A 17,059-nucleotide genomic window follows, 5' to 3' on the forward strand; every position below is an offset into this window, starting at 1 on the left:
ATTTTCATACCTGATCACAAACCCATGCGCCATCTAAAAACCGGTAAATACCTTGGGCAGGTTCAAAGAACCTGGAACGCAGGCGGCATCCTCATCAGCGAGGCCGCTTACCCCACCCGTGTTTTCGAAGGCTGGCATTACCACGAGAATCATCACATCAGCTTTATCGTGCAGGGAGGCAACCGCGAGCAGCGCAAAGGCCGCGAGGCGGAGGTGCTGCCCGGGGAGATCATCAGCTACAGGAGCGGCGAGCTGCACCGGAACTCAAATACCCACGTGCAATCCCGGAACATCAACCTGGAAATTGAAAACAGCTTTTTTGCGCAATACGGCCTGGAGGAAGACGCTTTCGGCAACGTTCACTTAAACCAGGGGGACGCAAAGTTTGCAGTATTAAAAATATACAGGGAATGCCTCTCCGGTAATAGCACTGCAATACATAGCCTCCTGCTGGGCCTGCTGGATGCGAAAGAACCGGCGCCCGGGAATACGCCGCCCTGGGTAATAACCCTGCGCGAGGTGCTGCACGGCCGCTGGAATGAAAATATGACGCTCCGGGAACTGGCTCTCCTGCTGCAGGTGCATCCCGTAACGATCTCGAAGTTCTTCCCCCGCTATTTCCATTGCACGCTGGGCGAATACACCCGCAAGATCCGCGTGGAAAAAGCGATCGGCCTTGTGGCATCCGGCCTCCCGCTCACCGCCATCGCCCACGAATGCGGCTTCTACGACCAAAGCCATTTTATCAGGGCATTTAAGGAAATGACCGGTTTCCTGCCCGGCGGGTATAAAAAAATGGCAGGCTAACCTGGTACAATTCCCCCTCACCTTCCGGGCTTACATTTGCCGTAAATATGAATTCGCCATGAAGCCTGTTATCTTATTTTTTTGCCTTTTGATTTCTTCAGCCTGTTTTGCCCAGCGCCTCGATCCGAAAGAATTGCAGGAAGCGGTATCCGGCATTGCCAAACTTATTGAGGACAATTACGTATACCCTGCAAAAGGAAAGCAGATATCCAATTACCTGCTGGGGGAATATAAAAAAGGAACCTTCGCGAAATGCAGCAGCTGGAAAATGTTCGATTCGCTGGCCACGCAACACCTGAAAACATTCAGCCACGACGGTCACCTGTACGTCCGGGACGATCCTGAAACGGCGGGGAACCTGCTGAATAAAAAACCGGATACCACCGAAGCATTCAGCTATGATCTTTTTTATTACGGCCAGAAAGCCATTGACAATAATTTCGGTTTCAGGGAAGTGAAGGTCCTGGACGGTAATACCGGCTATATTAAAATTTCAGAGATCAATATTTCATCCAAAAGCCTTCCCGTTTTATTCGCGGCGATGCGTTTCGTGGCCAATACAAAAGCGCTGATCATAGACCTTCGGGGCAATGGTGGCGGAGGCAGCGACGTGGGCGCGGTATTCGAAAGTTTTTTTCTCGCCAAAAATGTTCCGCTGCTGGAATTTAAAAGCAGGCACGGCGAAAGCACGCTGGAAAAAACAGTGGCCTGGCTGACCGAGCCCAAATATGAACGCCCGCTGTATATTCTTATTGACGGCGGAACTGCTTCTGCCGCTGAAGCACTCGCTTATGCCCTGCAAATGCACAAACGGGCGGTGATCGTAGGCCAGCCTTCGGCCGGAGGGGCGCACATGAACACCTGGTACCCGGTGAATGAGCATTTGTACGTATCGGTGTCCACCGCGGCCCCCGCCAAACCCGGCACGGAGGAATCATGGGAGCAGAAAGGCGTGCAGCCGGACCACCGGGCGGAAAAGGGGAAGGAAATAGCAACTCTTCTCGGGTTGTTGAAATAAATACGGCTCTCCCGATAGCGGTACCTGCTCCCTGGAGTGTCTAATCACAAAGACACTTTCAAAAACATGCAATTACCACGTCTGTTCATCACGGCCCTGCTGTGTGCCGCTTCCTTCGTTACGTCCGCGCAGCAAAAAGATATCGTAGCCTATGCCAATACCTTACAGGGCACTAATTCTGAATTTGCGCTCAGCCATGGTAACACGCATCCCTCCACCGCACTGCCTTTCGGCATGCACGCATGGTCTGCCCAAACAGGCAGGAACGGCGACGGCTGGAAATATCAGTATAAAGTCAATACCATCCGCGGCTTCCAGCAAACGCACCAGTGCAGCCCCTGGGTGGGCGACTACGCAGTCTTCAGCCTGATGCCGGTTTCCGGCGAACTGAAGGTGAACGAGGACCAGCGGGCGGCGGAATTCAGTCATGCCGATGAAGTGGCCAGGCCGGATTATTACAAAGTGACTTTCCAAAACAAGGTGACCGCGGAATTATCTCCCACCGAAAGAGGCGCGCACCTGCGTTTTTCCTTCCCCGCCAAAAGCCCGGCCTACATTGTGCTGGACGGCTATAATGCGCTGAGCGGCGTGAAGATCTTTCCTGCCGAACGGAAAATAACCGGTTATGTGACCAATGGCCGCTTCATCCCGAAAGGTTTCAGGAATTATTTCGTGATGGTGTTCGACCAGCCCTTCGAGGCCAGCGGCACCTGGGAGAATGTAAATAACAAGGTGTCCGAAGGCAGCCTGTCTGCCGAAGGTATGGGCGCGGGTGCATTTATCCGCTTCCGCAGCGGCGCGAAAGTGCAGGTCCGGGTGGCCTCTTCCTACATCAGTCCCGAACAGGCGGAGATCACCTGGCAGCGGGAATTGGGCAGCTTCGCAAAACTGGAACAAACACGGGCCGCCGCGAACAAAACCTGGAGCACGCTTTTTAACCGCGTGCTGGTGGAAGGCGGTACGGAGAAAGATAAAGCGACATTTTATTCCTGCCTCTTCAGGGCCAACCTTTTCTCGCACCAGTTCTTCGAATTCAACAGCCAGGGAGAACCGTATTATTACAGTCCCTACGACGGCAAAGTGCACAACGGCTACATGTATACGGACAACGGTTTCTGGGATACCTTCCGCGCGCAGTTCCCGCTCAATACCATCCTGCACCCCACCATGGAAGGCCGTTACATGCAGGCCCTGCTGGATGCGCAGCAGCAATGCGGCTGGTTCCCCGCCTGGTCCTTTCCCGGCGAAACCGGCGGCATGCTGGGCAATCACGCCATTTCCCTGCTGGCGGACGCCTGGGTGAAGGGCATCCGCACCTTCGATCCCAAACAGGCGCTGGACGCTTATTTCCACGAAGCCATGAACAAAGGCCCCTGGGGCGGCGCCAACGGCCGCGCGGGCTGGAAGGAATATTACCAGCTCGGCTACGTCAGTTTCCCTGAATCGCACGGCAGCACTTCACAAACGCTGGAGTATGCGTACGACGACTTCTGCGGCTACCAGCTGGCGAAAATGACCGGCAACGGGTTCTATCAAAATATCTTCAGCCGCAGCATGTACAACTACAAAAACCAGTACGACAGCATCACCGGTTTTATGCGCGGCCGTAAGCTGAACGGGGAATGGCTCGAAAACTTCGATCCCTACGAATGGGGCGGCCCCTATACCGAAGGCAATGCCTGGCATTGGCAATGGTCCGTTTTTCACGATACGCAGGGCCTCATCCACCTGATGGGAGGCAACGCCCGCTTTACCGAAAAGCTGGATTCCGTTTTCAGCGCGCCCAACAAGGTGAACGTAGGCCATTACAAACAAACCATTCATGAAATGACGGAAATGGTGAATGCCAACATGGGGCAGTACGCCCACGGCAACCAGCCCGTTCAGCATATGATCTACCTCTACAACTACGCCGGCCAGCCCTGGAAGGCGCAGGCGCATGCCCGGAACGTAATGGCCCGCCTGTACGACGCCACGGAAAATGGTTACCCGGGAGATGAGGACCAGGGCCAGATGTCGTCGTGGTATGTGATGAGCGCGCTGGGATTTTACAGCGTTTGCCCGGGCACGGACCAGTACGTGATCGGCAGCCCGCTGTTCCCGAAAGCGACGGTTACCATGGAAAACGGGAAGAAATTCGTGGTGGAAGCCCGCAACAACAGCCCGGAGAACGTTTACATCCAATCCGCCACCCTCAACGGCAAACCCTGGCCGCACAACTGGCTGCGGCACGCGGATATTGTGAATGGCGGTGTATTGCAGCTGCAAATGGGCAATCAACCCGCCACTGGCAGGGGCATTGCTGAGGCAGACAAACCCTTTTCGCTGAGCAGGCCCTGATTTGGCGGGCGGCGATAATTTCGGACGGGGACTGAAAAATAATGCTAAAACGTTTAAATTAGCTCTCAGTTCGAATTCCGCCATGCGTAAAGATTTTTCCACGTATACCGATGAGGAGGTGTTCCTGCTGGTAAAGCAGGGGCACAAAGAGGCGTTTGAGGAGATCTACAAACGCTTCTGGCAGGAGCTGCTCGATGCCGCCTACCGGCGTGTAAAAGTGCAGGAAACGGCGATGGAACTGGTGCAAAGCCTGCTGGTAAACCTTTACCTGAAGCGGGAAACGATCACCCTCACTAATTCGCTGCGCAACTACCTGCATATTTCATTAAAAAATAAGGTGCTGAACACGGTGCGCTCCGAGCTGGTGCGTAACACTTACCAGCAGCATATGCTCAAAGGCGGCGAGCCTTACCAGGCAGACGCGGTGAGCAGCCTGCAGCTGAAGGAACTGCAGCAGCGGATAGACGAGTCCTGCGCCAGCATGCCGGAAAAATGCCGGGAAGTATTTTACCTGAGCCGGCGCGAGCATTTGTCGTACCAGCATATTGCCGAACAGCTGGGCATTTCCGTCAGCACCGTCGAAAAACATATGGTGAAAGCGCTCAAAATACTGCGCTCCCGCCTGAAGGAATACAACTTTACCGTATTCTGGTTCCTGTCCGCCTGGTGGCTTTTATGTTGAAGAAAATGCAAACTTATTTTTGAAACACAGTGGAGGTAGGCCGTTTTTCAGGTGTCTAATGTTAGAGAGACTATTAAGATGAACAACACCCGGTTAAAAGAACTATTGAATAAATACCTGGATGGAACTGCTACGGCAGCCGAAATCCGGGAGGTAGACGATTGGTACCAGTCTTTCGACCGCGATAAGGGACTAACGGAACAATTGAATGATGAGCAGCTGGCCGCCCTGGAACAATTGTTTTTCCTGCGGGTGAGCAGGGAAATAGAGCAGGCCGAACCGCGCACGAGGGTGATCAGGGCGTTCCGCTACTGGTGGGCCGCTGCAAGTGTGGCGGTGTTGCTGGCAGCCGGCGGTATCTATTTCGCCCGCGAACGCACAGCACAGCCGCAAACAGCGGTGGTAACGCTCACCGAACAAACAGGCAGAAGCAGCATCAAAAAGATCGCGTTGCCTGACGGCACCACGGTTTGGCTGAACTTCGACAGTAAGATACGTTATGCCGGGCAGCAGGGCCGCGAGGTCTGGCTCGAAGGCGAAGGATATTTTGAAGTCTCGCAGCAGGGGGGCAAAGCGTTTTTAGTACACGCCGGCCCGCTGGATGTGAATGTGCTGGGCACCAGCTTCAACATAGACGCCTATACGCCGGGGAAGATGGTAACAGTAACCGTGGCCAGCGGCAAAGTGGCGGTAGGCAATGATAAAGCCGCCCGCGCTACGCTTGCCGCCAACCAGCAGGCTGTATACGATGCCGCGGCCAATAAAATAGCAACCAGCGAGATCATGGCGGCAGATTTCAGCGCCTGGAGGCAGGGGCAGCTGGTGTTCAAAAAAGCCATGTTCAGCGATATCGCCCGGAAGCTGGAACGCCGCTACAACGTGCGCATCCGCTTTGCCGGCGAGCATATTGCCAACGCGCTGCTCACCGCCCGGTTCGATGAAAATGTGCCTTTGAAAGACGTGCTGGATATGTTATGCGATATCTACGGCTTCAGCTACCGCCAGGAGCCGGGAAAAGATGAGTATCTTGTATACGACGGTCAACCAAATAAATAAAACCGGATATGGTCCGTGTGGAGCGATAATTTCAAGTTATGAACGAGATAAGAGCGGAACGCCTGCATATCAGGCCCGGGTGGCTCGTCTGCCTGGTGCTGGCATGTTATTGCCTGTGCATGCAGCGCGCAGCCGCGCAGTCCGGAACGAATGATGAATTGCGGCGCACGATGGTCACCATACAGGTCGCCAACCAAACGCTGGACAAAGTGTTCGAGCAGGTGGAAGCGGCCACCCGGTTCAGGTTTGTGTATAATCCTTCGGAAATAACAGGCAGCGGCAAAGTGACGGTTTCGAAAAAGAATATTTCCGTTGAGCAGGTATTGAAACTTCTGCCGCCCGGCCTGCAATATGAACTGAGAGGCAGGAACATTCTCATCACCCGCAAAGAAACGCCGCCTCCCGAACCGGCCGCGCCAACGCTGGCAGGCAGGGTAACGGATACAAAAGGTAATCCGCTGGCGGGCGTGAGCATAACGGCAAAAGGTTCGCTGGCGCGCATCGCGACAGACCAGGCCGGGGCATTCAGCATCCGCGCGGGGCCGGGAGACACGCTCCGTTTCAGCCTGCTCGGTTTCTGGGAACAGGAAGTGCCGGTGGAACAGGCGGAGCTGCTCTACATTTCGCTGCTGGCGAAACATGCCTCCCTCAAAGAAGTGGTGGTGATCGGCTACGGCACTTCCAGCAAAGAAAATCTCACCACCGCCGTAGGCACCGTGAAAGGGGACGAGCTGAAAGAACGCGCCACCACCATGAACGTGATGCAGGGGCTGGCCGGCAAAGTAGCCGGGGTGAGCGTGATGATGAACTCAGGCAAACCAGGGGGAAATCCCATCGTAAAGATCAGGGGCACCGGCTCCATCAATGCATACAACGGACCTTTATACGTGATCGACGGAATTGTAGGGGCAGACCCGATGAACATCGATCCTAATATAGTTGCCGCGGTAGACGTGCTGAAAGATGCCGCTGCCTCGGCAATTTACGGTTCAAGGGGTTCCAACGGCGTGATCGTGATCACCACCAAAAAAGGAACAAAGGGCAGCCCGGCCGTTTCGTTCAGGAACACGCTCAGCTTCGGTTCCCTCGCCCGGAAGGTGGATCTGATGGATGCGGATGAAGCGCTGGAGATGTTCAAACGCGAATACGGATACCTGCCCGGCCGCACCGCGCCGCACCTCGATCCTGCAAGGCAGTTCCCCCGGAAAGACGAGCTGTTCAATGCGGACGGAACGCCTAAATACAATACCGACTGGCAGGCCGAAGCAAGCCGCATCGCCGTATCGCACGAACATTCGCTGTCGCTGTCCGCCGGTAAAGACGGGATCACCGCGCTGGTGAACCTTTCCTACAACGACCAGCAGGGAATTCTCATCAACAGCTATTCCCGCCAGGTGAACGGTTTCATCAACCTCGGCTGGGATGCAAAAAAATGGCTGCATGTGCAGGCGGTGATCAACAGCGGCGCTTTCAGGCAGAATAATGTGGACATCAATACTTTCGGGCTGAATGCCGTGCGGCAGATCTACGAGTTCCTGCCCTTCCTCCCGGTGCAGTATGCAGACGGCACTTATACGCGGAAAGGCGATTACCCGGGCGCGGAAGATTCCGAAAACCCGGTGAGGCTGATGCGGGAAGTGAAATCCGTAGCCGGGCGCACCTATACGATGGGCAACCTGCTGGCTACCGTCCGTTTCAGTGACAAGCTGCACTTTACGGCAGGCCTCAGCGGGCAGACGGGCGCCAGCTACAACCTGTATTACTCCGGCCGCGACATCCGCGGGTATTCCGATACGCAGCAGGGCGTGGCCACCCGTACCCACGGCAATTCCGGCTCCTGGACCTCCGAAGATTACCTGACCTGGAACGACCAGTTCGGTAAACATAAGATCACCGGCGTGGCAGGCGCCAGCTGGTATTATTTCGCGAACATGAGCACCCAGGCGGGCAGCGAAGGATTTTTCGATGACTTTTTTTCTTATAACAGCCTGCAAACCGGGCTGGTGCCGCAGCGGCCGCAATCGGGGAACAGCAACACCGCGATGAACTCGTACTACATGCGTTTCCATTACGATTACGACAGCCGTTACCTGCTCGGTTTTTCATTCCGCGCGGATGGTTCTTCGCGCTTCGGCGCCAACAACCGGTACGGGTATTTTCCCAGCTTCTCCGCCGCCTGGCGTTTATCGTCGGAGCCCTTCATGCGCGGTATACGCAGCATCACCGACCTGAAGCTGCGCGGCAGCTACGGCATCGTAGGCAATGCGGACATCGGGGATTATGTAACGCAGGACAGGATCCGCAGCGGGCAGACCGTATTCGACGGACAGCTGGAACCCTCCGCCACACTGGAAGCGCTGGGCAACAGGAACCTGAAATGGGAAAAGGCGCACCAGCTGAATTTCGGTATCGACGCGTCGCTGCTGGACGGCAGGGTGCAATTCACCGGCGATGTGTATAACCGGGTAACGAAAGACCTGCTGTATTACAAACTATTGCCGGCCACCACGGGTTACGAAGGCGTGTATGACAACATCGGTTCTATCCGCAACAGGGGTATAGAATTGTCGCTGGTAACGAGCAACATCCGCCGCGGGCACTTTTCATGGAACACTTCGCTGATCTGGTCCATGAACCGCTCCCGCGTACTGGAGCTGAACGGCGATATCATGTATCCCTGGGGAGGCCGCATCATGGAAGGCCGCCCGCTGAATGAATTTTATGGTTATCTCCGGCTGGGCACCTGGGGCACCGATGAGGCGGCGGAAGCAGCCGTCTTCGGTAAAAAGCCCGGCGACCTGAAATACGCCGACCTGAATAACAACAAGGTGAAGGACGCGAACGACAGAACAGTGCTGGGCAACGGCATGCCCGATTTCGAGGCCAGCATGGCCAACACCGTGACGTACAGGAATTTTTCACTGGCAGTGGACCTGCAGGCGATCTACGGTCACAGCCTCGCCAATTTCACCCGGCTGATCATGGAAAACGCCGCGCCTTCCACCAACAGCTACTCCAGCCTGCTGAACGCCTGGACGCCGCAACGGCAGGGAGTGATGGGCGCAGCGCTGCGTTTGCCCGGCGACGGCTTCGACAGTGAAATGGACAGCTACAACATTGAAAAGGGAACGTTCCTGCGCGTGCGCAACATCGCCCTCGGCTACCGCCTGCGTGAAAGCTGGCTGAAGCGGTACCGCCTGAAGTCGGCCATGTTCAGCATCAACATGGAAAATTATTTCCTGTTCACAAAATATAGAGGCTACGACCCGGAAGCTTCGTCGTTCGACGGCGATTTTAACCAGGGCGTGGACCTGTACCAATACCCGAAAGCAAAAACGCTGGCGTTCACCTTAAACGTTACGTTCTGAATAAAAGGAGGCACATATGCAACCAGGCGCGATGATGAAAAGAATGTTGATGTTGCTGCTGCTGGCGGCTGTTACATCCTGCAACAAATTCCTGGAGGAGGAGCCCTCCGGCTCACTGAACCTGTCGCATTTCTACAAAACGGCGGAGCAGGTGAAAGCCGCGGTGAACGGCACTTACGACGGGCTCGGTCTTCCTTTCACGGTGAACATCGGCATATCCGTGAGCCCGGTGTATTCGCTGGAATACATCACCGGTTACAGCCGGAGGCCGAGGCCGTCAGGGTTTGAGGACGACCAGTTCCTGCGGCTGGACAGGCTGGATGATGCGAACTCCCGGTTGCAGGGCTGGTGGAATGCGACGTATTACCCGATGGAGAACTGCAACAGCGTGATAGAGCACGTTAGCGTGACCACGCTGGTAGATGAAGGGACCAAACAACGTTACCTCGGCCAGGCGTATTTCCTGCGGGCATGGTACTACTTCCAGGCGGTGCGGCTTTTTGGGGACGTTCCCCTGAAATTAACCACCACAAAGGATCTGAACAATGTGCGGATACGCCGTTCGCCGAAAGAGGCGGTGTACGAGCAGATCATCAAAGACCTTACGGCAGCCGAAAACAGCGGCCTGCCCTGGGCGGACCCCAGCGGCCGCGTGAGCCTGGGAGCGGTGAAATCGTTGCTGGCAAAGGTATACATCACCATGGCCGGATATCCTTTGCAGAAAGGGATACCTTATTACCAGAAGGCATACGACAAAGCAAAGGAAGTGATTGCCAGCGGCCAGTTCTCTTTGTTTGAACAATACAGCGATCTGCGCAACCCCGCCGTGCAAAATACGCGGGAGCACATCTTCATGTTGCAGCGCCATCCGACTGTGGCGGTCAGCAACATACACGGCGCATACCTGCCTTACCCGGATCAGCCTGTTTCCATACAACCCGCTTACGGCGGGGCGATGGCGCCGGTGCAGGCATTTTACGATTCTTACGCGAACGGCGACGGGCGCAAGCGGGAGCGGGCCTTTTTTTATACGAAATACCCGCGCTACGGCAACCCAGCCGATACGATCGTTTTTCCCGCGCCTTATATTTTTAAGTTCTGGGATGATGAGGCCGAAAGATCGGGCCGCTCAGGCGCCAACTTCCCTTTGATCCGCTACGCCGATGTGCTGCTGCTGTGCGCCGAAGCGAAGAGTATGATCGATGGGGGCCTTACATCCGATGCGGCGGCTATCGATGCGTATTACGCGGTGCGCCGCAGGGCGTTCCCGGCGGAAGCGAAACCCGTCAGCTTGTCTACAGACGCGATACTGAAAGAAAGGCACTGGGAGCTTTGTTTTGAATTCCAGGCCTGGTACGACATGCTGCGCACACGAAAGGCTTTTGACGTGGAGCGCGGCGTGATGACAAGCCTGCCGGGCTACAAAGCGCCCAATCACCTGCGGGCGTTCGAGAGCAGCGACCTTCAATTTCCGTTACCATTAGCTGAAGTTCAGAAAAACCCGGACTTGGCACTTTAACAATAACATGAAACTAAAACGTTTTTGCCTGGCGGTGATGCTCACCGCCGCGGCACAGGAATCTTTTGCCCAGCGGCATTACTTTATCGACGGCTACCACGGCGGCGTATACGGGCATTACCCGGTATGGTACACGCAGTTTATGACAGGCCAGCTGGAGGCCAATCCCGGCTGGAAGATCAATCTTGAAATTGAACCGGAAACCTGGGACGCCGTGAAGGTGCGGGAGCCGGAGGCCTATGCGGCTTTCAAAAAAATATTTGCCGACCAGTCGGATGCCGGCCGTATTGAGTATGTAAGCCCTGCATATGGGCAGAGTTATCTCTATACCGGCTCCGGCGAAAGCATGATCAGGCAGTTCAGTTACGGTATGCGGAAAGTAAGGGAACATTTCCCCGAAGCGGTGTTCACCACGTATTCCAGCGAGGAGCCTTGTTTTACCAGCGCGTTGCCGCAGGTTTTGCTTTCTTTTGGTTTTAAATATGCTTCGCTGAAAAATCCTAATACCTGCTGGGGCGGCTACACGCGTGCCTTTGGCGGCGAGCTGGTGCAATGGCAGGGCCCGGATGGCAGCAGGGTGCTTACGGTGCCGCGGTATGGTTCCGAAGCGCTGGTGGCCAATTCCACCTGGCAAACCACTGCCTGGAACAATGGACGTGAATACATTCAATCCGCGCTCGCGGCGGGGATAAAAAATCCCATCGGCATGTGCCTGCAGGATGCGGGCTGGCGAAACGGGCCCTGGTTGAAAGATAAAGCGCGTTATGAGACCTGGCGCAATTATATCGGGCATATTGCGGATAAACAAAATGCGGAAGTATGGAAGTTCAGCCAGGAAGATATCCAGGTAAGCCTGGTATGGGGCGCCCAGGCGCTGCAACGTATTGCGCAGCAGGTGAGGAGCGCGGAGAACAAACTGGCGGCCGCCGAAAAATATGCGGCCATCAGCGCGTTGTACGACCATTCGCCCTGGCCTCAGCAGGCGCTCGACACCGCCTGGAAATCCTTGCTGCTGGCCCAGCACCACGACTGCTGGATCGTTCCCTACAACGGCAGCAAAGGCGATACCTGGATCGATAAGGTGAGGCGCTGGACGGATGTGACCCTGGCTGTAAGCGACAGCATCCTTCATCAAGGCAGCGAAGCAGAAAAATATGTGCGCGTATTGAATACCGCCGCGATGCCCCGAGAGGAATGGGTAGTATTGCCGCACCATAAAGGCAGCATGCTGAAGGTGACGGACGCCAGTGGAAAACAGGCGGCTGTATACCGGCAGGGCGATAGTTCGCTGGTATTCCAAGCCCGCGTACCCGCGATGGGGTTCAGTGTTTACCGCCTGGAGGAAACAAGGGAAACTCCCGCGCCTCTGAAACCAGCGGCGCGTTTGCGCAATGGCCGGTACAGGGTGGAAACAGACCTGTATCAAATGGAGATCGATCCTTCCCGGGGCGGCGTGATCACCAGCCTGGTGGCCAAAGGAATGGGAAAAAAAGAAATGGTGGATGCAAAAAATGCCCGCGGCTTCAACGAGCTGAGAGGATATTTTTATGATGAATCTGCCTGGCGCTCCAGCATGGATACGGCGGCGGCTGTGCGTATCACGGAAGATAACAACGCGCGTGTGGCAGTTGAGATCAAAGGGTCCATTGCCGGGCATCCCTTCACGCAGCTGGTTACCCTTACGCATGGCCAGCACAGGATAGATATGCAGGTGAAGATCAATTGGCGGGGCAATCCGGGTATCGGGGCTTATTCGCAGGCCGCGAACTACCGTGCAGAGGCTTACCGTAAAGCATTTTACAACGACAGCTTCAAATTGCAGGTACTGTTCCCGCTTAACCTGCCACAGCAACAACTCAGCAAAAATGCGCCGTACGATGTAACGGAAAGCCGTTTGGACAATACATTCTTCAACAGCTGGGACAGCATCAAGAACAACGTCATCCTCCACTGGGCGGACGTAACCGGCGGAAAAGCAGGTCTCGCCCTGCTCACGGACCATACCACCAGCTATCTGCACGGCAAAGATTATCCGCTTGGCTTTACGTTGCAGTACATCGGGAAAGCTTTGTGGGGAAGGGATTACAAGACCGGCGGCCCCACTGAAGTAAAATATGCTATTGTGCCGCACAGCGGGAAATGGGACGCAGGCGGCGTTACAAAAGAAGAAACAAAATGGTGCGAGCCGCTTACCGTGATGCCTTCTACCGGCGGAAACGATTTTTCTTTACTCCAATTGCAGGACGAACGCTGGCAAATACCGGCGCTGATGATGGACGGCAACGACCTGCTGGTAAGGTTCTACAATGCCGCCGGCGACAACCGTGCGCAGGATATCTATTTCAATGGTAAAGCTGAAGAAGCCGTGCTGGAGCGGCTGGACGGGCAGGCACTGGAAATCCTGCCAACCCGGCAGGTGGCCGGAAAGACCGTTATCCGTTTATCCATGCCACGGTTCGGCATCCGCACCATCAGGCTCAAAAATGTAACAGTTAATATTAAAAACACGATATGAAGAAGTTATTCTATTCCTTCGGGCTAAGCCTTGCATCCCTGTGCGCACAGGCGCAGGTAAAGCCTTTCCAGCAGAACGACCGCGTGATATTTGTCGGCAACAGCATCACCGAAGCCGGCGCGTATGTGTCCTACATCTATCTCTATTACATGACCCATTTCCCCGGCAGGAAGCTCGTGATCATGAACGGCGGCATCGGCGGCGATAAAGCGTCCGACATTTACAGGCGGCTGGATTACGATATCCTCGCCAAAAAACCGAATGTGCTGGTGCTGACTTTTGGCATGAACGACACGGGTTATTTCGAATTCAATAACAGCGATGCAGATAAAACCGCTACTGAACGCATAGAAGCTTCCAGGAAAAATTATGTGCTGGTGGAACAGCGCCTGCAAAAACTGCCGGCCATACAGAAAATACTGATGTCGTCCCCACCCTACGACGAAACCGCGAAGATCGGCGGCAACGTGTTCCGCGGCAAACAGAAAGCCATGCTGGAAGTGGTGAAGTTCCAGGAAGCGGCTGCAAAACGGAATAGCTGGCCCTTTGCAGACCTGTTCCGCCCCATGACGGCATTAAATGCACAGCTTCAGCAAAAAGATTCAACCTTCACCCTCATCGGGCCCGACCGCGTACACCCCGGCAATGCAGGTCATTTGGTAATGGCTTCGCTGTTCCTGAAAAACCAGGGCCTGGACGGCAAGCCGGTGGCCGATGTGCGCATCAACGCCGCCGAGGGGAAATTGCAGCAGGCGGTGAATTGCAATATCAGTAACCTTTCCGCTTCCACCGGTAAAGTGAGCTTCGGTTACCTCGCCCAATCGCTGCCTTTCCCGGTAGATACCGTGGCGCGCATGTGGGGCAACAACCAGAAACAATCCGATGCCCTGCAATGGATCCCGTTTACAGAGGACTTTAACCGTGAAATGCTGCAGGTACAAGACTTGCAGGCCGGTGAATACAACCTGCTGATAGACGGTCATTCCGTAGGAAAATGGGATGCAGCCGCATTTGCCAAAGGCATTAACCTGGCCACCGTGCCGGAAACCCCGCAATACAAACAAGCCACTTCCATCATGCAGCTCAACCTCCGCCGCGCGGAAGTGGAAGCCCGCCTGCGCCGGTATTACTGGATACAGGGAAATTTCTTCGACAAAAGGAACATGCGCCTGCAGGACAATGCCGCCGCGCTTGACAGCGTTCGCAAATACGCAAAAAACGACGGCATGCTCCGCTACCACGAAGAGAACTATGAAACGGCCATGTATAAAGAACTACGAACGCTCTGGCAGCAGGAGATCGATACGATCGTTGGCCTGATCTATACCCTGAATAAACCTGTTCTTCATAAAATTGAGATCGTTAAAATTTAAAGACGTGAAAACCACCGCTACGATATTTTTTCTCGCAACGTTGTCCATTTCCGCCAACGCGCAGGGCCCCGCCGCTTATGTGAATCCGTTTATCGGCGCCAGCACCAGCGAAGGCGCGGCCGGTATTTATCACGGCCTGGGTAAAACCTTTCCGGGCGCGGCTACTCCCTTCGGCATGGTGCAGCTCAGCCCCAATACCATTACCGGGGGCGACAACGGTTCCGGTTACAGTTATGAGCACAAGACCATCGAGGGTTTTGCTTTTACGCAAATGAGCGGCATCGGCTGGTTCGGCGACCTGGGGAATTTCCTGGTAATGCCCGCCACCGGTCCTCTACAGACTTCCGCCGGCAACCCGCAACGCCCGGAAGAAGGCTACCGCTCCGCGTATTCCAAGCAGGATGAAAAAGCGGCAGCCGGTTATTACTGCGTGAAGCTTACGGAACATGACATTAAAGCCGAAATGACGGCCGCGCCGCACAGCGGAATTATGCGGTTCACTTTTCCCGCGCACCAGCAATCGCGCATACAGATCGACCTGGCGCGCAGGGTGGGCGGCACTTCCACCTGGCAGGAAGTGAAGGTGATCGACGATCGTACGATCGCCGGGTACATGCGCTGCACGCCCGATGGCGGCGGCTGGGGCAATGGCGACGGCAAAGGCAATTACACCGTATATTTTTATGCACAGTTCAGCAAACCGCTTAAAAAATACGGAACCTGGAGCGCGGACATCCCGGATGGATGGACGCGCAAACGCGAAGACATTGAAAGCGCGCGATACCAGCAGCAGATCGCCCAGGCGGAGGTACTGCCCGGCACCAAAGAAGGATCCGGCAAACATATAGGCTTCTACACCGAGTTCGAAACCACCCCCGGGGAAACAGTGCTCATGAAAGCGGGCATTTCCTTCGTCAGCATCGAAGGCGCCAAAGCCAACCTGCAAGCGGAAATAAAGGACTGGAACTTTGACCTGGTACGCCACCGCGCCACAGACCTCTGGAACAAAGCGCTGGGAAAGATGACCGTGGCCGGTGGTACCGAAGAAGAGAAGTCCGTTTTCTACACCGCGCTGTATCACACCATGATAGACCCGCGCACTTTTTCGGATGTAGACGGCAAGTACATCGGCGGAGATGGGAAAGTGCATGTGGTAAAGGATTTCAGCAAACGGACCATTTTCAGCGGATGGGACGTGTTCCGCAGCCAGATGCCCCTTCAGACCATCATCAACCCCCGTGTGGTGAACGACATGATCAATTCGCTGGTAACCCTGGCGGATGAAAGCGGCAACCGCTACCTCGAACGCTGGGAATTCCTGAATGCCTACAGCGGCTGTATGATCGGCAACCCCGCTGTGTCTGTTATTGCGGACGCCTGGCTGAAAGGGATACGCGGCTTTGATGTGCAGAAGGCTTATTCCTTCGCTAAAAATTCCGTGGAGAAATTCGGCAACGGCGGCAAAGGTTATTCCACCGGCGGCCTGAGCGTGTCGCTCACGCTGGAGTACGCCTACTTCGACTGGTGCCTGGGCAAGCTGGCCGGTGCATTGGGGAAGAAGGAAGACGAAAAAATATACCTCGCGCGCGGCGGCAATTACAGGAATGTGTTCGATACAGGCAAAGCCTGGTTCCGCCCGCGCAACGACGACGGCAGCTGGCAGCCATGGCCCGAAGAAGGCCGCATGCGCCAGGGATACGGCACCATCGAAAGCAGTCCCTACCAGCAGGGCTGGTTCGTGCCCCAGGATGTGCCAGGCATGGCGGCCCTCATGGGCGGCCACGAAAAAGTACTGGCGGACCTGACGGCTTTCTTCGACAAAGTGCCGGAAAACATGATGTGGAATGATTATTACAACCACGCCAACGAACCCGTTCACCATGTTCCTTTCCTGTTCAACCGCCTGGGCGCTCCCTGGCTTACCCAGAAATGGACGCGGGAGATCTGCGCAAGGGCTTACCATAACTCCGTGGAGGGATTGGTGGGAAATGAAGACGTAGGCCAGATGTCTGCCTGGTACGTACTTGCCGCCAGCGGCCTGCACCCGGTTTGCCCCGGCAGCACCCGTTACGAGATCACCAGTCCCGTATTCAACACTATTACCATTGCCCTCGATCCGGCCTATGCCAAAGGCAAACGGTTCACCGTGAGCACCCGCAACAATTCCCCGGCCAACCGCTACATCCGGCGGGCCTGGCTGAACGGCAAGCCGTACCAGCACAGTTATATCGATCATGCCAGCATCGCCGCGGGGGGGACGCTTCTGCTGGAAATGGGGAATGAGCCCAATAAGAACTGGGGGAATCAATAAAAAATTTATGCCGCCGATGGCGGTACCGTCTTTTTAAGGTGTCATTACAGGTAGGACAATAGTAACTGGT

Annotated in this window: 10 protein-coding genes; all 10 read left to right on the forward strand. The window is 55.3% G+C overall.

The window, feature by feature from the left end:
- Positions 1-24 precede the first annotated feature (24 nt).
- The gene (locus ACTJIK_RS06870; protein ID WP_440645618.1) at positions 25-807 is read left to right on the forward strand and encodes a helix-turn-helix domain-containing protein; all 783 of its coding nucleotides are present in this window, start codon (positions 25-27) and stop codon (positions 805-807) included.
- 58 nt (positions 808-865) lie between these two features.
- The gene (locus tag ACTJIK_RS06875; protein ID WP_440645619.1) at positions 866-1,825 is read left to right on the forward strand and encodes a S41 family peptidase; all 960 of its coding nucleotides are present in this window, start codon (positions 866-868) and stop codon (positions 1,823-1,825) included.
- A 66-nt stretch (positions 1,826-1,891) separates the two neighbouring features.
- Positions 1,892-4,165 carry a GH92 family glycosyl hydrolase gene (locus ACTJIK_RS06880; RefSeq protein ID WP_440645620.1) on the forward strand — a complete coding sequence of 758 codons (2,274 nt, stop codon included), beginning with the start codon at positions 1,892-1,894 and terminating at the stop codon, positions 4,163-4,165.
- A gap of 82 nt (positions 4,166-4,247) precedes the next feature.
- A complete protein-coding gene (locus ACTJIK_RS06885) occupies positions 4,248-4,847 on the forward strand; it encodes an RNA polymerase sigma-70 factor (RefSeq protein ID WP_440645621.1) in 600 nt (199 codons plus the stop codon).
- A gap of 78 nt (positions 4,848-4,925) precedes the next feature.
- Positions 4,926-5,903 (forward strand): FecR family protein, encoded by a 978-nt coding sequence (locus ACTJIK_RS06890; protein WP_440645622.1) that lies wholly within the window; start codon positions 4,926-4,928, stop codon positions 5,901-5,903.
- 38 nt (positions 5,904-5,941) lie between these two features.
- Positions 5,942-9,271, forward strand: a complete 3,330-nt coding sequence (locus ACTJIK_RS06895; RefSeq protein WP_440645623.1) for a TonB-dependent receptor — start codon at positions 5,942-5,944, stop codon at positions 9,269-9,271.
- Positions 9,272-9,302: 31 nt separating this feature from the next.
- The gene (locus tag ACTJIK_RS06900; protein WP_440645624.1) at positions 9,303-10,790 is read left to right on the forward strand and encodes a RagB/SusD family nutrient uptake outer membrane protein; all 1,488 of its coding nucleotides are present in this window, start codon (positions 9,303-9,305) and stop codon (positions 10,788-10,790) included.
- Positions 10,791-10,797: 7 nt separating this feature from the next.
- Positions 10,798-13,305, forward strand: coding sequence for a glycoside hydrolase family 38 C-terminal domain-containing protein (locus ACTJIK_RS06905; RefSeq protein ID WP_440645625.1), 2,508 nt, complete (start codon positions 10,798-10,800; stop codon positions 13,303-13,305).
- Complete coding sequence (locus ACTJIK_RS06910; RefSeq protein ID WP_440645626.1) at positions 13,302-14,678, forward strand: SGNH/GDSL hydrolase family protein; 1,377 nt, start codon at positions 13,302-13,304, stop codon at positions 14,676-14,678. The genes ACTJIK_RS06905 and ACTJIK_RS06910 overlap by 4 nt, the downstream gene beginning before the upstream one ends.
- Positions 14,679-14,682: 4 nt before the next feature.
- A complete protein-coding gene (locus tag ACTJIK_RS06915; RefSeq protein WP_440645627.1) occupies positions 14,683-16,989 on the forward strand; it encodes a GH92 family glycosyl hydrolase in 2,307 nt (768 codons plus the stop codon).
- Positions 16,990-17,059: the final 70 nt, after the last annotated feature.

This window comes from Chitinophaga sp. 22620 (assembly GCF_052044405.1).
Lineage (GTDB): Bacteria > Bacteroidota > Bacteroidia > Chitinophagales > Chitinophagaceae > Chitinophaga.